Origin of the sequence: Peptoniphilus olsenii (genome assembly GCF_040545475.1) — a bacterium.
Classification (GTDB): Bacteria; Bacillota; Clostridia; order Tissierellales; family Peptoniphilaceae; genus Peptoniphilus_A; species Peptoniphilus_A olsenii.
On the sequence record NZ_JBEPMA010000008.1, the window covers coordinates 57,955 to 76,946 of the forward strand.

Below are 18,992 nucleotides of genomic sequence, written 5' to 3' on the forward strand. Positions count from 1 at the left end.
AACTGGAATTTGAATTTATAATTTTTACAATGAAATTAAAAATAAATCTTGGACCAATCCAAAATTTTTATAGGTCTGAGATTTATTTTTTTATAATAAAATTTTTAATTATATGAACTATCAAAGTTTAATTTTTCTACTCTAAGTTATTCTTTATATTAAAGTGGTATAAATATATTACATGAATATTTTTAAAAAAGGAGACAAAAATGGCTATTTTAAGGTCAAGTGATGATTTAAAATTTTTAGATATTTTAGATTTTCCAAAAATTGATATAAAAGATAATCTTTTTACTTTCATTACTGGTAAAAGTGGAAGTGGTAAAAGCACTTATTTAAAATTATTAAATAGGACAGCTCTTCCTTCTGCTGGTGAAATATTTTACAAAGACAAAAATATCAAAGAGTATCCTGTTCTTGAATACAGAAAAGAAGTTATGATGATTCCCCAAGAGGTATTTCTCATAGAGGGAACAATTTATGATAATTTTAAATTTTTCTATGAAGCTAGAGAAGATGAGGTAATCTCAAAAGATGAAATAAATAAATTTCTTGAGCTGTCTTGTCTAGATTATGATGCTGATAAAAAAGTTGATAATTTATCGGGTGGAGAGAGACAAAGAGTATTTGTTTCTATATTTTTGTCTTTTAAATCTCCAGTTTTACTTTTAGATGAGCCTACTGCTGCTTTAGATGAAAAAACTTCCAATAAACTTTTATCGAATTTAAAAAAATATTTTAAAGAAAATAATGTTACGGCAATATGTGTTTGTCACAATGATGTGCTTGTAGAAAAGTTTTCTGATTACACTATACGATTGGGGGCAGAAAAATGAATGTAGTAGAGTTACAAATTGGTCAATTTCTATTGATTTATTTATTACTTCTCATTGTTTTATTTATAATGAAGAGATATAAAGTTGATCATACTAAACTTCTTATTACTGCTAGTGTTAAGATGACTGTTCAACTAATTATTGCAGGACTTATATTAACCTACATTTTTAAAAATCCACATCCTGCTTTTACTATTGCATATTTGGTAGCTATGACACTTTTTACAATTCACAGAGTCCTTTCCAAAAATAAAGATTTAAATAAAAATTTCAAAAAAGTGATTGCTATATCTATTTCAATTTCAGGATTATTTGTAATTATGTATTTTGTATATTTAGTTGTGGGTGAGAGTATTTTTAATCCACAATATGTTATTCCAATATCTGGCATGATTATGGGCAATGTAATGACAGGTGTTTCTCTTGGAATAAAAACATTTAAAGAATCACTTGTTGGCAAGAGAGCAAAAGTAGATGCTTTGTTATCAGTGGGAGCCGCACCAGATAGGATACTACTGCCTTTTGTGAAACAAGCTTTTGAGACTGCATTTTTGCCAACTTTAAATTCTATGATTGGTATGGGAATTGTTTCTCTACCTGGTATGATGACAGGACAAATTCTTGCAGGTACTCTTCCTAATACTGCTATAATGTATCAAATTGCCATTATGATAGCTATATCCACAGCTGTCACTTGTGCATCATTTGGTTCATTATTCTTTGGTTATAAGACACTTTTTGATAAAGATACACAAATTATTTAAAATAATATTTTCTAAATAATTTAATTATGATTATTATATTTCTAAGGTATATTATAAATTAGCTGCTGGGAAACTAGCAGTTTTTTATTTTTATCAGAACATTTGTATTTTAAATTTATAAAATTTATGTTATCATATACAAAACGCAAGTTCTAAAAGAATTGAGGTTCTATATGGATATTAATGAAAAATTAAAGATTCTTACGGATTCTGCTAAATATGATGTGTCATGTTCTTCGTCAGGTTCTAATAGAAAAAATTCTAAAAAAGGGTTAGGAAATGCAAGTTATTCTGGTATATGTCATAGTTGGAGTGAGGATGGAAGATGTATTTCTCTATTGAAAATTCTTCTTTCAAATAAATGTGTATACGATTGTGAATATTGCATTAATAGAAAGAGCATGAATGTGTCAAGAGCAGAATTTACGCCACGTGAGGTGGCAAATCTTACTGTCAATTTTTATAAAAGAAATTATATAGAGGGTCTTTTTTTATCTTCCGCAGTTGCGATAAGTCCTGACAATACTATGGAACTTTTAATTAAAACTGCCGAAATTTTAAGAGATGAATATAATTTTAATGGTTATATTCACATGAAAGCTATACCATCTGCGAGCGATTCATTAATAAAGAAGCTTGGCAATTTAGTTGATAGGCTAAGTGTTAATATTGAGCTGCCCACTGAGAAGGCTCTATCTATTCTTGCACCTTCAAAATCTTATAATTCTATATACACACCAATGTCAAATATAAATAAACTCATTTTGGAAAATAATGAGGATAAAAGAAAGTTTAAATATGCAAATAATTTTGTGCCAGCGGGGCAGACTACTCAGATGATAATAGGTGCTTCTAATGAGACAGACAGTACTATAATTAATAGATCGTCTAATCTATATAAAAATTATAATCTAAAGCGAGTTTATTATTCTGGTTATGTCCCTGTGGTAAAAAGTAAATATACACAGGGAATTAAAAAACCTCCACTTATAAGAGAACACAGACTCTATCAAGCTGATTGGCTCATGAGATATTATAAATTTGGTGCAAATGAAATCGTAAATGAAAATGTGCCGAATCTAGATTTAAATTTAGATCCAAAAGCAAGCTGGGCAATTAGAAATATCAATATGTTTCCAATTGAAATAAATCATGCCAATTACAATGATTTGCTTAGGATTCCAGGCATTGGGCCAACTTATGCGTTAAGAATTATTAAAGCAAGAAAATTTGCTAAATTATCTTACGATAGTTTGTTGAATTTAAAAATATCAATAAAAAAAGCTAAGTACTTTATATTAGTTGATGGAGTGTATAAAGGTGGTAACATATCGTCTACGGATTATTTAGAATATTTATTAAGTGATAGAAAAGAGAAAAAATATGAACAATTATCATTTTTTTAATTATGACAACACTTTAGAAGGTCTTTTTACATTAGTTTTTGAAAAATACAAATGTATTGAGCATGCTTATATAAAACCCACAAGTGTACAAACTAATTTTTTTGATGATGTCAATTTTGTAGTAACAGATTTGAGTAAGGCTGATAGAGTAAAGAAGTCAATTACTAAGAACTTCGGCAATTATTTCTTAACACAAATTCTTTATGTATATTGTAGTTATCATGATAACAAAGAAGATATTATAGCCAAAACTATAAAAGGAATGTATGTGTATGGAAAAGACTTTTTATATTCTAGTAATAAGTTTGCAGTAGAGTTTAATAAAATAGTTAAAAAAGTAGCTAGAGAAATACATACCTTTAAAGGTTTATTGAGATTTAAAGAGATTGAAGGTGGTGTATTATTTGCTGAATTTTCACCAGATAGCGATATCTTATATTTTTTGATTAGGCATTTTAAAGAGAGAATGCCAGATGAAAATTTTATAATTTATGATTCTTATAGAAATTATGCTGCTTTTTATTTTGACAAAAAAGTTGAATTTATTTCTGTAGAAAATTTTGATATAAAAGAAACTTCTGAAGAGAAGTTTTTTAAAGATATATGGTGCAATTTTTATAATTCAGTTTCTATTAAAGAGCGGAAAAATACAAAGCTTATGAAAAATAATATGCCAATTAAATATTGGAAATATTTGCCTGAAAAAAATAATATTAAAATTTTGTAAAGCTTGTAAATTATAAGTTTAAGAATAGCTAAAAAGGAAAAAAATATAATATAGTATTAATTTATTAATTTGAGAGGGAGAAAAATGGATATAAGATTTGTAAAAAGAAAAAATTTAAAAGAAAAACCTAAAGATGCACTAGGTTTTGGTACAAAATTTACTGACTATGTATTTAATATGGACTGGGATGAAGATGAAGGTTGGCATGATGCAGAAATTGTCCCTTATGACGATGTAAAAATGGATCCAGCATCTATGGTTCTACATTATGCTCAAGCAACTTTTGAAGGTCTAAAAGCATATAAAGGTGCAGATGGAAATTATTATTTATTTAGACCATATATGAATGCCAAGAGATTTATAAATTCTAATAAGAGACTTTGTCTACCAGAATTGCCAGAAGATTTATTTGTAGAGTCAATAAAAGAACTTGTGAAGCTAGAAAAAGATTGGATACCCGAAGGTGAAGGCGAATCGCTATATATAAGGCCATTTATGTATGCAAAAGAAGTAAAACTTGGGGTAGCACCATCTAAATCATATAGATTTAGTATAATACTTTCTCCAGTAGGGGCTTATTACCCACAAGGAATGGCACCTGTAAAAATATATGTAGAAGATGAACTCACACGAGCAAGCCTAGGTGGAACAGGATTTGCCAAATGTGCTGGCAACTATGCTGCATCACTTTTAGGTCAAGTAAAAGCTGAAAAACTCGGATATACTCAAGTTCTGTGGCTTGACGGAGTAGAAAGAAAATATGTCGAAGAAGTAGGTTCAATGAATGCTATGTTTTTAATTGACGATACTGTGATTACAGCACCTGCAGGAGAGACAGTTCTTCCTGGAGTTACACGTGATTCTGTAATCAAAATATTAAAAGATAAGGGTATCAAAGTAGAGGAAAAACACCTTCATATTGATGATTTGATGGCAGCAGCAAAAGATAAAAGACTAAAAGAAGCTTGGGGAACAGGGACTGCAGCGATAATTTCACCAATAGGAGAATTATTCTATAAGGGCGAAGAAGAGATTATAAATGATTTCAAGACAGGAGAATTGACACAAGAAATTTACGATACACTAACTGATATCCAATGGGCACGCTCAGAAGATAAATATGGTTGGAGAGAAAAAATAGATATAGATTAATAAAAAATGGGGCAGATTAGTTTCTGCCCCTTTATACATTCTATATTGTTGCAAAATTTTAATATATTATTCTGACCTAGTTCTAGAGCCTGCTCTCTTATACACTATATTTTCAAAATCATCGTCATGTTTATCATACCCATCATTTATGGAACTATAATATTCATCTCTTTTAGGAATAACTTCATTAATAGGAGTCAAAAGATTAGTCTTTGGTTCGATATTTGCGTAAATATTTTCTGCTAATTGTTTCAAATTAATTTTGTATTCACCAGGTTCATAATTAATTTTTGTACGAAGCATATTTCCTTTGCCAAGTACAAGTTCAAGTTTGTTGTCATCAATAATAACAAATTTTAATCTTATGACCTGTAAATCTCCAATTTCAATAAAAGGAATATCAAAGGTAGGATGTCCATTTTCGTATTTCGCAGTAACATTTTCATAATCCACTTTACTAAAATAACTAAGACTGTACTTGTCAATATATCTATTAATTATCTCCTCGTATAAACTTTTCAATTCTTTTTTGTCGATTTCGTTATTCATAAAATTCACCCTTTTATATTATTTAACATATTACCACAATATTATATATAATATTTTACCCAGAATATATTTTTTAATTCTGTAAAATCTCGAAATTCAAATACATCATATATAATGAATTAAAATAAATAGTTATTAGACTTATTAATCAAAACGACTAATTTTTTTATAATTATTTTTGAATTTTGGACAGATAAAATTCTTAAATTTATTTATATCTTCTATATCTCTTTTGTTTAAGAAAGACGTTTGATTTTTATTAAAGTAAAAAATAAAAAAATCTTTATTTTCTACAAGATAGTAAATTTTATCGTAACTTATTTTAAAATCTGTTTTAGTAGCATTGTTCCTAAACACTAGCTCATTTTCATAAAAATTAAAAGTGTTAATATTTTCTTTGTCATTTAATTTATTTGCTTTAAAAATTTGAGAATTTTTATGTTTGATTTGAATCATAATTACTAAAATTGTTAAAATAAATAATGATGCCCAGCTAATGAAAAATCTAAATATGTCAAAAATTCCACCATTATATCCAATAAATACAGCTCCAATTAAAGAAATAAAAAGAATAATGGGAATAGTTAATTTATTAGTCATAAAGGTTGCAACAAATAAAAATTTTTCATAATCTTTTTTATTGATATGTGTTTATAGTAATTCATGGATTTCCCATTGTATTTCTCCTTTATATATTTTAAACAATTAACATTTTACACCATTTAATTGAAATAGAAAAGATAGAATAATTTGATATCATGAAAATGTTTTTTATTATAATTATTGATTATTATTTGCGACTAACATATAATATATTAGCGAATAGTTTTATTAAACTATTCCAAAATTTTAGTAAAGGAGATAATTATATGAACTCAAAATTTAAGAAAACTTTATTGTTATTTTTCATTTTTGTATTGTTACTTGGTGTTACTGCCTGCAACTCTAAGACTGATAAAAATTTAAACAATAGTACTGAAGTTAAAAATACAAATGTATCAGTTTCTAATAAAGATAATTCAGAAACTGAAGGAAATTCGCTATTTGTATATTGTGGAGCTGGCCTCAAAAAACCTATGACAGATATCGCAAAAATTTATGAAGAAAAGACAGGCACAAAAATTGAATATACTTTTGCAGGATCTGGGCAATTAATTTCACAATTAGAAGTATCAGGTGAAGGTGATGTACTTATTATAGGTTCTGAAACCGTTTATAAAAAAGCTAAGGATAAAGGATTGGTGGGAGAATATAATTTAGTTTCTCATCATACCCCAGCGATTGGTGTGCCAAAAGGAAATCCTAAAAACATAGAAAAATTAAGTGATTTAGCCAAAGATTCTGTCAAAGTTATTGTTGGTGATAAAGAGGCAAATGCGATAGGTAAAACAGCTGAAAAAATATTTGAAAAGAACAATCTACAAGATATAAAAAATAACGTGATAGCTACACCTGCAACAGTCAATGAAATTGTTACAGCACTTGTAGCAGGAGAATGTGATGCTGCAATAGTTACAAAAGATTCTGTTTTTGGAAATGAAAATATTGATATTGTAGAAATATCAGAAGAAGAAAATATCGATCAAATTATTCCTATAGGAACAGTAAATAATTCTAAAAAAATAGAAAGTGCTAAAAACTTTTGTGATTTTGTAGCAAGTGATGAAGGTGTAGAAATTTTTGCTAAATATGGTTTTGAGCCTTATAAAAAATAAAGATATGAGAGATAAACTTTTAAATAAAATAATGGGATTTATGTGTTTATTTACAATTTTTTTTATAATTTTTCCCATTATCATATTAGTAGGAAAAGGGATAGCATATATTCCTTTTCTTATTAATAATGATGAAGTTATTTTTGCAATTATATTGAGTATTAAAACATGTTTTATTAGTTCATTTATTTGTTTAATTTTGGGAATGCCAACAGCTTTATACATATCTAAATTAGACGTAAAGATTAAAAATATAATCGAATACATATTTATTTTGCCATTGAGTCTTCCTCATCTAATCAGTGGAATTGCTCTATTGATTTGCTTTGGAAACATGGGAATTGGTGGATTTTTACTAAAATATTTTAATTTCTCATTTATTTTTACAAAATCAGGAATAATATTGGCACAGTGTTTTATTAATTTGCCACTATTTATCAAAATTATATTAATGGCTGTAGAAGAAATTGACAGCAAGATGATATTTGTTGCATGTACTTTAGGTTGCAATGAATTTGAGAGTTTTAAATATATTGTAATTCCTAATCTAAAAAAACAAGTTATGTCTGCAATTGTTATGGTTTGGTCAAGGGCAATGGGTGAGTTTGGTGCAGTGATGATGGTAGCAGGTACTACTAGAATGAAAACTGAAGTTATGCCTACGGCAATTTTTTTGAATATATCGACAGGAGATATAAATCTCGCAATAGGTGTATCAACTATTCTAATTGGAATCAGCATTCTATCTTTAATATTATTTTATTTAGTAGGTGGAAAAAGGAAAAATTTTTATTATGCTAAAAGTTAATCATTTAAATTTAAAAATTGGAGATTTTTCATTACAAGATATTAATATAAAACTGGATAAAGGAAAGCATTTGGTAATATTGGGCAAAAGTGGTTCAGGTAAAACATTATTATTAGAAACTTTAGCGGGTAGATATATGCTTGATGGAGGTGAGATTTTTATTGATAATATAAATGTTACCGACACTTCACCAGAGAAGAGGAAAATAGGATTTGTATATCAAAATTATGAATTATTTCCACATTTAAATGTTTGCGAAAATATAGCATTTCCACTAAAAATTAGAAACAAAAGCCAAAAAGAAATAGAAGAGAGAATTAATCTATTGACCAAGAAATTTAATATTGAAGATTTAAAAAATAGATATGTCACAAAACTCAGTGGCGGAGAAAAGCAAAGAGTGGCTATTTGTAGAGCGCTGGCGATGTCACCTAAAATATTATTTTTAGATGAACCATTTTCTGCACTAGATTATATGACAAAGCAGAGAATTAAAAAATTTTTAAAAGAATTTTGCAATGAATTTGCTATTACAACAATTCATGTGACTCATGATATAACTGAAGCTCTATATTTTGCAGATAAAATTTATATAATGAATGATGGAAGGATAATAGAAAAATTTGATGTAAATGAAAAAATCTTAGAAAGAGGGGAAGAATTTTTTTATGGATATCTATGAAAATTTGAAAAATGAATTTAAAAAAGTGGTAGATGATAATAATTTAAACAGAAAAAAAGTTAAAATAAAAACAAAAAATTTGTCTGCAAAAGATGCCATTGGAGTGACTAAAAGGAAAGATTTTCCTATACTATCAGGAAAAGAAATAATGCTTGAAGCAAGAGTAGAAAATGGAGTTGGACAGGCTTTTACATCAACACCTTGTGAGTTTGTAGGAAATTTAGATGAAATATTAGAACTAGACTTAGAAAACCCCTACAATAAATCCATCTTTATAGCTAGTTTAAATGCAGTATTTAATCATTTAGGCTTGTGCTTTAATACTATTCATTGCAAAAATGACGAACCAGAAATTTGTGGTGAGAAATTTTTACAATATTTGAAAACAAATTATCCTAAAGATAAAATATTAATTATAGGATATCAACCATCGATTATAGATCATATAAAAGATGATTTTTCTATAAGAGTGTTGGATTTAAATAAAGATATAGTTGGACATATTAAATATAATGTGCTGATAGAGCATGGATATAAAAATTACGAGGATGCAATAAACTGGGCTGATATAATACTTTGCACAGGGAGCACCATTTCCAATGGCTCAATAATAAAATATATAAATTTAGATAATAAAGTATATTTTTATGGAACTACAATTGCAGCCGCATCTAAAATCTTTAATCTTGAAAGACTGTGTTTTTGCAGTCACTGAAAACTTTAATATTGCAAAATAAAGCTTAATTTTTATACAAAATACTCTATCTTTTTTGGTAGAGTTTTTATTTTTACTTAAATATAAAGAATATGAAAAAAATATTAAGAAAATCTAAACTTTGATAAAATAACTGTGAATAAAACAAAAAAATGGATATAATAAAAAGCGAAGGAAATCAACAATTGTATTGGAGGACTCAATGGATATAGATATATTTATATGCAAATTTGGATCTGGACATTTAAAAGCTGCGACAGAACTTAAAAATAAATTACAAGATTTAAATGGAGTTGATATAAATATAATTGACTTTATTGAATCCGTATATCCAAAGCTTTCTGATTTAATTTATTGGACACATAAACAGTATTATCAGCATAAAATCTTAAACTTAGAAGAAAAGCAAACTCGAGACAATAATCTCAATAGAGAACTCACAGCAAAAATACTAATGCTAAAAAAATTATTTTTCAAATATTTAGATAGTAGGCCTTGGCCGGATGTTTTTATATCTTGTTTTTCACTCACATCTTACCTAATATCAGAATATAAAAAAGAGCGAAAACTAGATATACCATTAATTACATTCATTACCGATTTTAGCTTTCATAAATTTTGGATAAATGAAAATACTAATTTGTACTTAGTAATGTCCAATTTTACCAAACAAAAGCTAATAAAAGTAGGAATAGAACCAGAAAATATAATAATATTTGGGAATAAAATAAAAAGTAGCAGCGAGAAATCTAATCAAAATATCCTCATATGTGGAGGAGGATTAGGAATATTACCAAACAATAAAAAATTTTATAAAAAGCTAGAAAAATTTGAAGATAAAAATTTCAAAATAGTATTTGGTAAAAATAAAAATTTATATGATTCAGTATCCAAGCTCAAACTAAAAAATGTAATCACCTATGGGCTAGTAGATGACATGGAGAAATTCTACGATTGGGCAGATATCTATATAACTAAAGCTGGAGGGCTAAGTATTTATGATTCAATAAAAAACACATTGCCTATAGTATATTTTACACCATTCTTATCACAAGAAATTAAAAATAAAGAGTTCATTGACACAGAAAAGATAGGATTAGAATTAAAAAATGAAAATCTCAAAATATTGGAAATGTTATTTAAAAATAACCAAAAATTAGAATTAATAAGAGATAATTTAGAACGAATAAGAGATGACTTTTCACCAGATGAACTACTAAGGTGGCTAGAAAATGCAGTATATTAAATTTTTTAGTTTGATAATATTATTATTTTTTTCCTATGGATATATACCAACCTTTATTGTAAGAAAATTGTGGAAACCAGATATCCAATTCTCAGAAAAATATCTACTGACATTTGACGATGGACCAAGCGAAATAACAAGAGAAATTGTAAATATATTAAACGAAAGAAAACAAAAAGCAGTATTTTTTCTATTAGGTGAAAAATTAGATAAATACGATACATCAATATACAAAAATCATATTATAGCCTCTCACGGTTATAGACATGTAAACTTTGCTTTGCTCTCTCCAATAAAAACATATGTAGAATTTGAAAAAGCAATGAGAGCATTCAAAGAAAAATCCATAACTCCCAAGTATTTTAGAGCACCTTATGGACTTTATAATATAGTGCTCATATATTTAATAAAGAAAAATAAAATGAAAATTTTTCATTGGAATTATTTATTAGGAGATTGGAAAATTGAAGAAAATTCTATAATTTATAATCGGATTAAAAAAAGAGCAAATAACAAAAATGTATTAGTTTTACATGATGGGACAGAAGGAAAAGCAGATTTACAAGCAAAATGCAATATGTTAAAGGAGCTTAAAATTTTTTTAGATGAAGAAACAAAAAGACAATAAAATTTTAATTAATTTTTTTATATTGATATTGCTATCTGTAGGAATGTTTGTAGCAATTTACAAGAAAGTAAACCCTAAAGATTTAAAAATAATACTACTGACAATGGATAAAAAATATATATTACTAGCAATAGTATTTTTTATATTATTTAGAATGATGGAGGCAATATCACTATACAAACTACTTAGAAATATTGGTCAAAAAGTTAAAATTAAAAACTGTATAAATTATAGCATGCTGGGCTATTTCTTTAGCCAAATAACCCCGTCAGGAGGAGGAGGACAACCCGCACAATTATATTTCATGTCACTTGACGGAATAAGTGTAGATAAAGCACTTTCTGTAATAGTTCCATTTAATATAATGTATCACATAAGTCTTAGCATATGTGGAATACTATCACTTAGCACACCACTTAGGCATTTAATTTTAAATAGTAGGCTGAATATCTTTTTTTATTTAGGATTATTGATACAAATTCTATCAGCTCTCTTGGTGCTATTAGTAATAATCAATACAAAAGTATTGACAAAAATACTTGTAATAATATCAAAGTCAATAAAAAAAATACCATTTCTCAGAAAATTCTATAAAGACGAATCGTACATCAAACATTATTTAGAAAAAATAAAAATAAATGTAATCACAATAATTAATAACAAAAATAACTTTATCATAATATTTATATTGCAAATACTTATGTTATTTTTCTACTATGGAGTAGCATACTTTTCATATAGAGCCCTAGGATTTAATAGTTACAATATATTTGATATAGTGCGAATACAGTGTCTTATAACAATAGCCACAGAATATATACCAACACCAGGAACTGCAGGATTTGCAGAAATAACAATGTATTCAGTTTATAAAAAAATACTCTCAAAAGACTTGTCACTAACTTGGATGATGATTAATAGATTTCTGATGATGTATATGGCTGTTATTATTACATTAATTATCCTTTACAGAAGAAATTTGATAATAAAAAACAGAAGAGACGGCGATAGATTATAAAAAACAAAGACTTGACAAAATATGAAAAATTAGATATACTTAAATAGTTGTAAATATTTATTAAAAGATTTCGAATTTTATTGTAACATTTAAAAATCAATTCTCTTTTTAAAACATTACGATATAAAATAAGATAAGTTTCATAAATGAAACAAAAGGAGATTTAACATGAATAATGGTACAGTAAAATGGTTTAACGACACAAAAGGATTTGGATTTATTACAGGAGATAACGGTAGCGATTTATTCGTACACCAAACTGCTATTCAAGGAAATGGATTCAGAAGTTTAGAAGAAGGTCAGAAAGTATCATATGATATCGAAGCTGGCGAAAGAGGAAACAAAGCAGTTAATGTAATAAAATTATAATATAGAATTGCTTAAAGGCCTAGTCATAAAAGACTGGGCCTTTTTTTATTGTGTGTCAGGCATGATACAAGTCTAGCAGGTGAAAGTCCTGTCACAGGTGTTATCGCCAAGTGTAGTGGAGCACAAGTTCCGACAGGTAACCGTTGCAAGTAAATTGCATAGAGGAATGAATGAAGTGCATAGCAAAACTTCGAGTCTACGTACAGAAATTTGTTTAGGCGAAATGGTGGATAAGGTTGCTATACAAACTGAAGTCCTAAGGATAAACGTAAAACCAAGACCGTAAAGCAAGAGATTGTGAAGTGAAAGATTTGTATCTTACCCTGAGATACCCTAACGCATGGGAAAAAAATCATGTGCGAAATAAAGCAAATAGTTAGGGAGTCAGATGAAGTCATAGTAGATGTAGTTAGTGCTTAAACATTGAAGGACTGAATGTTTATGTTATGTGAATCACTGCAAGTAATGTTTGAATAGTCCGAAAGAGAGGATAGCCGATAGAAAACTGATAACGTATAAAAGGTGGAAGGTAAAGGTATCGGGGACGATTTCAGATATATCTACGAGTAGAAGGAGGAGCAACAGATGAAATTAATTAATAAGATTTCTAGCCTAAAGAATCTGGAAAGTGCAATGAAGAAAGTTAAGTCAAATAAAGGAGCACCGGGAATAGATAAGAAAACCGTTTATGAACTTAATGTATATTTCAGTAAGAATTTCAAAGAAATTCAAAAATCGATAAATGAAATGAGTTACAAACCTAGACCAGTAAAAAGAGTATACATTCCAAAAGACAATGGCAAGAAAAGACCATTGGGAACTCCTATCGTAATAGATAGGGTGGTACAACAAGCGGTAGCTCAACAATTAATTAGTATCTATGAACCCGTTTTTAGTAATCATAGTCATGGATTTAGACCAGATAAAAGCTGTTATACAGCAATGAAAGAAGTTCTAAATTATCTAAACGATGGTTACGAATGGGTGATAGACCTATATATATCCAAATTCTTCGACACAGTAAATCAAGATAAACTAATTTCAATACTAAGAGAACAGACTAATGATAAAGCTACATTAAATTTGATAAGAAAGTTTATGAGAGCAGGAGTTCTTGAAAATGGAAAAATCTGTAAGACAACAGAAGGTACACCTCAAGGTTCTCCATTATCACCAGTACTTTCAAATATTTATCTGGATAAACTAGATAAAGAACTGGAAATAAGAGGTCTGAATTTTGTTAGGTATGCTGATGATTGCAATATCTTTGTTAGAAGTGAAATGGCAGCTGATAGAGTAATGAAGTCAATCTCAAGTTGGCTAGAGAGAAAATTATTCTTAAAGATCAATGCAAGCAAAATTAAAGTTGTAAGACCAATGAAAAGTGAATTTTTGGGATTTACTTTTTGGAAAGACAAAGACCAATGGAAATGTCGTCCATCAAAGAAAAGTAAAAGAAAGCTTTACGACAAAGTAAAAGAAATACTTAAAAGGAATAAAGCGAACGCTAAACCATTGTCACAGATATTTAGGAAACTAAATCAAGTGATAAGGGGATGGATAAACTATTACTCAATAGGAAATATGAACAAATTCATTAAAGAATTTGGGCAATGGTTGCGACACAAAGTCAGAGTAGTAATTCTAAAACAATGGAAATTGCCAAGAACAATATATAAGAATCTAACTATATTAAAAGACATATTAAAGTCAAATATTTCAGATGAAGAAATATTTAAGGTGGCAAATACGAGAAAAGGTTGGTATGCACAAGCTACAGGCAATGTTACCAACTATTTACTAAGCCCAAAGATATTGTCAATACCTAATAAAGAGCGAGAAAGAGAAGGTCTTCTCAATCCCGCACAATATTATCTTAGAAAATGTAAATGTTAATATAAACAGAGAGCCCATTACGAGACCCGTACGATGGGTTCGATGAGAGGGGCAGGGGTGTAAATCCTAAGCCCCTACTCTATTTATATATTATTTAAAAATTCTATAGCCAATCGACTCAATGATTCTATTCCGGTAACAATACAATCTTCGTCTACTGTTAAGCTAGGATTATAGAGAGTAGTTTTACCTATATTTTTAAATAATTAAATCATCATTATGTATTAAAAAATGATGTTGCAGAATAGAATTATCTATTCTGCAACATCATCTTTTTTAATATTTTTACTAAGTTTAATTCTGAGTGCAATTTTTTTTATTAAGATTAAATATAGAAGCTTTAATATAAAATATTCTAATAACTCTTGAAATTAGCTCCTAGGCTTTCTGAAATATTTTTACTTGCTTCTAATAGATATGATATATTTTTGGTTTCTATGTTTTCATTTAATAAAGAACTAATATTAGCTATAGCTATTCCAGCAATTACTTTATTTTGGTGATCAAAAATAGGTGCACCAAAAGCTTTTACTCCCTTATCCACTTCTTCATTACTTACAGAGTAACCATTTTTTAATATAAAATTTAGTTCCTTCTCGAAATATGGATGACTAGATTTAACTTTATTTATAGAAAATTTTTGAATTTCAGGACTTAAAAATGAATAATATGCTTTTGAAGCAGCACCTTCAAAAAATTTTACAGTTTTTCCTATATCACAAAAAAATCTTACATTTTTTACACCATCAATTCTTTCAATAAAAATAAATTTATTATTATTAGCTATTCCTAATGTTACAGTTGAATGAGTTTTAATAGCAAGTTCTTGCATATGAGGTTTAGCTACATCTCTTAAATCTAACTCTCTTAAAACCTTAGCACTTAAACTCAAAATTCCAACACCTAGAGTATATTTTTTACTAGCTTCATCTTTTGTTATGATGTTATATGACATTAAAGTTCTTAGTATATTGTATACAGTACTTTTATTTATATTGGTAATATTACTTATATTTGTTAAACCTAAAGGTTCTTCAGAATCTCTAAGTAGAAAAAGAATTTTAATAACATTATCTGTAGATTTTAATTTTTTCATTATATTTCCTTTATTATCCTTTATTGATTTTTTATTTCTTATATTTAATTATATCAGAAAACTATAAATTTCTAAAAAATTAAAAATCACAAGAATTTTATTAAAATTCTTAAATATATCTTAGTATTTATTATTAATAGTTTAATCATTTATAACTTTTTTTATAAAATTATAAGGAGTCATCATAGTTAAATAAACCAATCCAGTTGTTCTACCAATATCAACACTACCTGAGATTGTACATCTATTCATAACCTCCTCAATTGAATATCCTGTAAAATTAGAAATTCTTCCAACTGCATTTTCAATCGCTTCTTCTAAAGTTGTTCCACTACCAATGTATTGTATAGGTATTAATTTGGAGATATCATTTTTAGAGCAATTTTTAAAAGTTTGACGAATATAGTCAAATTCTTCATTAGAATAATAATTCAACTCAGGACTTAAATCTTTAGAATTTGGAATAATAATAGGGCCTTTCAAATTAAAATTCTTAATTAATTTTATTTCAACATTAATTTCAGCACTTATATCCGTAGTGTGTCCAGCTAGTTCACCATTTCCTTGCATGGCATGAACATCTCCAAAATAAACTCCAGCACCTTTTACTTTTACTGGACTTATAACTATAGATCCTTCTTTTACATTTTTTATATCCATATGGGCATCTGTTAAATCATCTTTATCCAAATTGCTATAACCAGCTTTTATTAGAGAATTTAATGAATCCCCACAATTTCTAGAAGAAGGAATACTTTTTTTTGGGGAACATCCAATATTTCCTATAAAGGGAGTAACTCTTGAATAAACATTCTTTACATCACATGTATTTAAAACTAAAGAAGAAATTTGATTGCTATTTTTAGGTAAATAATTATTACCTTGTAATGTTTCAATTGCTATATTTTTAGAATCATTTACAGTAAAACCATATTTTTTATCTTCATCGAACTTCATCGTATATCCATTTTTAATTTTTTGAGGTATTATTTTTGTTCCGCAAACTGAACATACAATTCCATTAGGTCCGATATCTATTAACTTAGTTTCTGGATTTAATGTATGGCAATGCGGACAAAAACCTTTAGTTGTAGGGTCATCGATATAATTATTTTTAATAGGTTCTGAAATTCCAGAGGTAGAATACTTAGTTTTAACTTTTATTTTTTTTATTTTTATTATAATTGAGTCACCTGGTTCCGATCCCTCAACATATATAGGTTTAGAAACTTCATGTCCGCTTTTTATACTTGGTGTTATCATTGGTCCCCAGCATCCTGGAGGAAGTTCAACCTTAACAATAGATTTATCTTCAATAATGTATTTTTTTGACACATTTCCACCTATTAAGTCAATATATTCATCAATAAATATTTCTTTTTGCATTTAAAACCTCTTCTAAATTCCAAAATATCTTTCTAAAACATTATCCGAACTTTGTTTAGTAATTTTACTTACTACTATAATTACAATTAATGATATAAATAATCCCCAAACTAAAGGATTAAAACCTAACGGATTTTCTATTTTAAATAAATATAAGAATAGCATAGTTAAAAATCCAGATATCATAGAAAATAGACCTCCTTTAGGTGTAGCTCCTGACCAAAACAATCCTACAGCTATTGGTATAGTAAATGAAGCGGCAAAACCTGAAATTGCAAATATTACAATAGCTTGTAAAAATGCAGGAGGATTTATAGCCAAAAACATGACTAATAAACTAATTAATCCTGTAGTTAAATAGTTGAATTTTTTTAATTTACTATCTTCTAACCTTTTATTCATATTTCTTTCAATTATATCTCTTATAATTGCAGAACTCGTTGATAATAATAGTGAAGATACAGTACTCATGACAGCTGCAAATGGTGCAGATAACATAATTCCCGCTATCAATGTCGGAGCATATCGTATTACAAGAGTTGGAAATATTTGATCTGGAACGTCAATATTAGGGATTAACACTCTACCTGCTATTGAACTAATGAATAGACTAATGAACCATACAAAAGTAACAATTGAAACGAGAACTCCAGATTTTTTAACGGTGTTAACATCTTTTACAGAAAATAGTCTTGTTACAACATGAGGTTGAGCCATTACAGCTACGCCAAGTACGAAAAACATTGAAAACGCTGTATTAATAGGTAGCCAATCATCAGGTCCAGGTCCATTTATAAGTTGTGGATCTAAATTAGCTAATGAGGTTGAAATATTAGTAAGTCCTTCAGCTTTAGTTATCAAAAGTATTGCTATAATTATTGAACCTATCACCATTATTGCACCTTGAAATACGTTAGTATATGCTACTCCTCTTAATCCCCCAATGGAAGTATATAATCCTACAACTATCGTAAAAATTATTATACCTATAACATATGGTATTCCTGTCATAATTTCTAATATTCTTGCTGCTGCAACATATTGAGAAATCATATATGAAATACCAAATATGATTATTATTAATGCTGCTAAAAAACCCATCAATTTATTCTCATATCTATCCATAAAGAGATCTGGTAAGGTCATACAATTAGATTCAGTAGCAATAGTAGAAACTCTTCTACCAATTGCTAAGATACCAATAATTCCAAGAACACCAGCTCCAGCTTGCCAAAGTAACGCAGACCATCCATAAGTATAGTACACAGCAGGCGTACCTATAAAAGAACCTCCGCTAGTCCAAGAAGTTGCCCAAGTAAATGCTACTAACCATGGTCCAAAAGATCTACCGCCTACCCAGTATTCGGCTGAAAAGTTTTCTGATTTTTGCATCTTTTTATGTGCTAAAAATCCTATAATGATTAATGCAATAAAATAAAATAAAAAAACAGCGTTTATAATATAAGATGATTTCATAAATTCCTCCTTAACTCAAATATAATTAATCTTCCATTTTAAAAGCAAAATAAACAGTATAAATTACAATTAAAATCCAAGGAATAAGTACAGAATAAAATATCCAAGCAGGAAATCCGAGGATTAATGTCATATCTGTAAATGTTTGCTTATAACCCAAAGTATAACTTAAAATAGTAGAGCATAGAATATAAATAATAGTTGCTATAACTCCTTTTTTAAATTCTCTTTTACATGTTTCGTATTCTTTCCTTCTTTTTCTCTTATCATTTTCGTTCATAAAAAAACCTCCACAATATAATAGTCTTAAATAACAACCATGGTTGTTATTTAAGACTATTATATATAATTCAGATTCACAAGTCAATAAATTATTATGATAAAGTATTATTTACATATATAATAATGCTCATTAGATAATTAGAAAAATTGATAAAGTCCATATAATTGTGTAAAAAGAATAGGTCATTTGAAACCAAAACTGGTACAATGTTTTTAAGCAAAAAATAAAACAACCAGGAGG

20 protein-coding genes are annotated in these 18,992 nt (G+C 27.9%); 14 read left to right on the forward strand and 6 right to left on the reverse strand.

Annotated features, from left to right (window positions below; all coding sequences use genetic code 11):
* Nucleotides 1–209: 209 nt before the first annotated feature.
* The 5 genes from ABID14_RS06975 to ABID14_RS06995 all read left to right on the forward strand — a co-directional run bounded on the left by ABID14_RS06975 (nucleotide 210) and on the right by ABID14_RS06995 (nucleotide 4,885).
* Nucleotides 210–836, forward strand: coding sequence for an ABC transporter ATP-binding protein (locus ABID14_RS06975; protein ID WP_354368524.1), 627 nt, complete (start codon nucleotides 210–212; stop codon nucleotides 834–836).
* Complete coding sequence (locus ABID14_RS06980; protein WP_354368526.1) at nucleotides 833–1,600, forward strand: ABC transporter permease; 768 nt, start codon at nucleotides 833–835, stop codon at nucleotides 1,598–1,600. Before ABID14_RS06975 ends, ABID14_RS06980 begins: the two co-directional genes overlap by 4 nt.
* Nucleotides 1,601–1,773: 173 nt before the next feature.
* The gene (locus ABID14_RS06985; protein ID WP_354368528.1) at nucleotides 1,774–3,006 is read left to right on the forward strand and encodes a putative DNA modification/repair radical SAM protein; all 1,233 of its coding nucleotides are present in this window, start codon (nucleotides 1,774–1,776) and stop codon (nucleotides 3,004–3,006) included.
* Complete coding sequence (locus ABID14_RS06990) at nucleotides 2,984–3,733, forward strand: TIGR03915 family putative DNA repair protein (RefSeq protein WP_354368530.1); 750 nt, start codon at nucleotides 2,984–2,986, stop codon at nucleotides 3,731–3,733. The genes ABID14_RS06985 and ABID14_RS06990 overlap by 23 nt, the downstream gene beginning before the upstream one ends.
* Nucleotides 3,734–3,817: 84 nt before the next feature.
* Nucleotides 3,818–4,885, forward strand: a complete 1,068-nt coding sequence (locus ABID14_RS06995; RefSeq protein WP_354368532.1) for a branched-chain amino acid aminotransferase — start codon at nucleotides 3,818–3,820, stop codon at nucleotides 4,883–4,885.
* A gap of 66 nt (nucleotides 4,886–4,951) precedes the next feature.
* Here the strand turns inward: ABID14_RS06995 and ABID14_RS07000 are convergent, their stop codons facing one another.
* Together ABID14_RS07000 and ABID14_RS07005 are read right to left on the reverse strand one after the other, a co-directional pair.
* Nucleotides 4,952–5,434, reverse strand: a complete 483-nt coding sequence (locus ABID14_RS07000; protein ID WP_354368534.1) for a hypothetical protein — start codon at nucleotides 5,432–5,434, stop codon at nucleotides 4,952–4,954.
* A gap of 144 nt (nucleotides 5,435–5,578) precedes the next feature.
* On the reverse strand, nucleotides 5,579–6,034 hold the full coding sequence (locus tag ABID14_RS07005; protein ID WP_354368536.1) for a YcxB family protein: 456 nt from the start codon (nucleotides 6,032–6,034) through the stop codon (nucleotides 5,579–5,581).
* 269 nt (nucleotides 6,035–6,303) lie between these two features.
* Here ABID14_RS07005 and modA point away from each other — a divergent pair, with 269 nt between their 5' ends.
* The 9 genes from modA (at nucleotide 6,304) to ltrA (ending at nucleotide 14,511) form a co-directional block, all read left to right on the forward strand.
* Nucleotides 6,304–7,149: a molybdate ABC transporter substrate-binding protein gene (gene modA / locus ABID14_RS07010; protein WP_354368538.1), complete on the forward strand. Its 846-nt coding sequence runs from the start codon at nucleotides 6,304–6,306 to the stop codon at nucleotides 7,147–7,149.
* Nucleotides 7,150–7,303: 154 nt separating this feature from the next.
* Entirely contained in the window at nucleotides 7,304–7,957 is a 654-nt protein-coding gene (locus tag ABID14_RS07015; protein WP_354368540.1) for an ABC transporter permease, read from the forward strand.
* Nucleotides 7,944–8,639 carry an ABC transporter ATP-binding protein gene (locus ABID14_RS07020; protein WP_354368542.1) on the forward strand — a complete coding sequence of 232 codons (696 nt, stop codon included), beginning with the start codon at nucleotides 7,944–7,946 and terminating at the stop codon, nucleotides 8,637–8,639. Before ABID14_RS07015 ends, ABID14_RS07020 begins: the two co-directional genes overlap by 14 nt.
* Entirely contained in the window at nucleotides 8,626–9,354 is a 729-nt protein-coding gene (locus ABID14_RS07025; RefSeq protein WP_354368544.1) for a Rossmann-like domain-containing protein, read from the forward strand. The genes ABID14_RS07020 and ABID14_RS07025 overlap by 14 nt, the downstream gene beginning before the upstream one ends.
* A 202-nt stretch (nucleotides 9,355–9,556) precedes the next feature.
* The gene (locus ABID14_RS07030) at nucleotides 9,557–10,600 is read left to right on the forward strand and encodes an MGDG synthase family glycosyltransferase (protein ID WP_354368546.1); all 1,044 of its coding nucleotides are present in this window, start codon (nucleotides 9,557–9,559) and stop codon (nucleotides 10,598–10,600) included.
* Nucleotides 10,587–11,228, forward strand: a complete 642-nt coding sequence (locus ABID14_RS07035; protein ID WP_354368548.1) for a polysaccharide deacetylase family protein — start codon at nucleotides 10,587–10,589, stop codon at nucleotides 11,226–11,228. The genes ABID14_RS07030 and ABID14_RS07035 overlap by 14 nt, the downstream gene beginning before the upstream one ends.
* Nucleotides 11,206–12,246, forward strand: a complete 1,041-nt coding sequence (locus ABID14_RS07040; RefSeq protein WP_354368550.1) for a lysylphosphatidylglycerol synthase transmembrane domain-containing protein — start codon at nucleotides 11,206–11,208, stop codon at nucleotides 12,244–12,246. Before ABID14_RS07035 ends, ABID14_RS07040 begins: the two co-directional genes overlap by 23 nt.
* Nucleotides 12,247–12,414: 168 nt before the next feature.
* Complete coding sequence (locus ABID14_RS07045; RefSeq protein WP_354368552.1) at nucleotides 12,415–12,615, forward strand: cold-shock protein; 201 nt, start codon at nucleotides 12,415–12,417, stop codon at nucleotides 12,613–12,615.
* A 585-nt stretch (nucleotides 12,616–13,200) separates the two neighbouring features.
* Nucleotides 13,201–14,511 (forward strand): group II intron reverse transcriptase/maturase, encoded by a 1,311-nt coding sequence (gene ltrA / locus ABID14_RS07050; protein ID WP_354368554.1) that lies wholly within the window; start codon nucleotides 13,201–13,203, stop codon nucleotides 14,509–14,511.
* A gap of 355 nt (nucleotides 14,512–14,866) precedes the next feature.
* On the opposite strand, the gene ABID14_RS07055 is transcribed toward ltrA, so the two are convergent.
* The 4 genes from ABID14_RS07055 to ABID14_RS07070 form a co-directional block, all read right to left on the reverse strand.
* Entirely contained in the window at nucleotides 14,867–15,607 is a 741-nt protein-coding gene (locus ABID14_RS07055; RefSeq protein WP_354368556.1) for an IclR family transcriptional regulator, read from the reverse strand.
* A gap of 141 nt (nucleotides 15,608–15,748) precedes the next feature.
* Nucleotides 15,749–16,993, reverse strand: a complete 1,245-nt coding sequence (locus ABID14_RS07060) for an acetamidase/formamidase family protein (RefSeq protein WP_354368558.1) — start codon at nucleotides 16,991–16,993, stop codon at nucleotides 15,749–15,751.
* A 12-nt stretch (nucleotides 16,994–17,005) separates the two neighbouring features.
* Complete coding sequence (gene panF, locus ABID14_RS07065; RefSeq protein ID WP_354368560.1) at nucleotides 17,006–18,469, reverse strand: sodium/pantothenate symporter; 1,464 nt, start codon at nucleotides 18,467–18,469, stop codon at nucleotides 17,006–17,008.
* Nucleotides 18,470–18,494: 25 nt separating this feature from the next.
* The gene (locus ABID14_RS07070) at nucleotides 18,495–18,749 is read right to left on the reverse strand and encodes a YhdT family protein (RefSeq protein ID WP_354368561.1); all 255 of its coding nucleotides are present in this window, start codon (nucleotides 18,747–18,749) and stop codon (nucleotides 18,495–18,497) included.
* Between the last annotated feature and the right edge of the window lie 243 nt (nucleotides 18,750–18,992).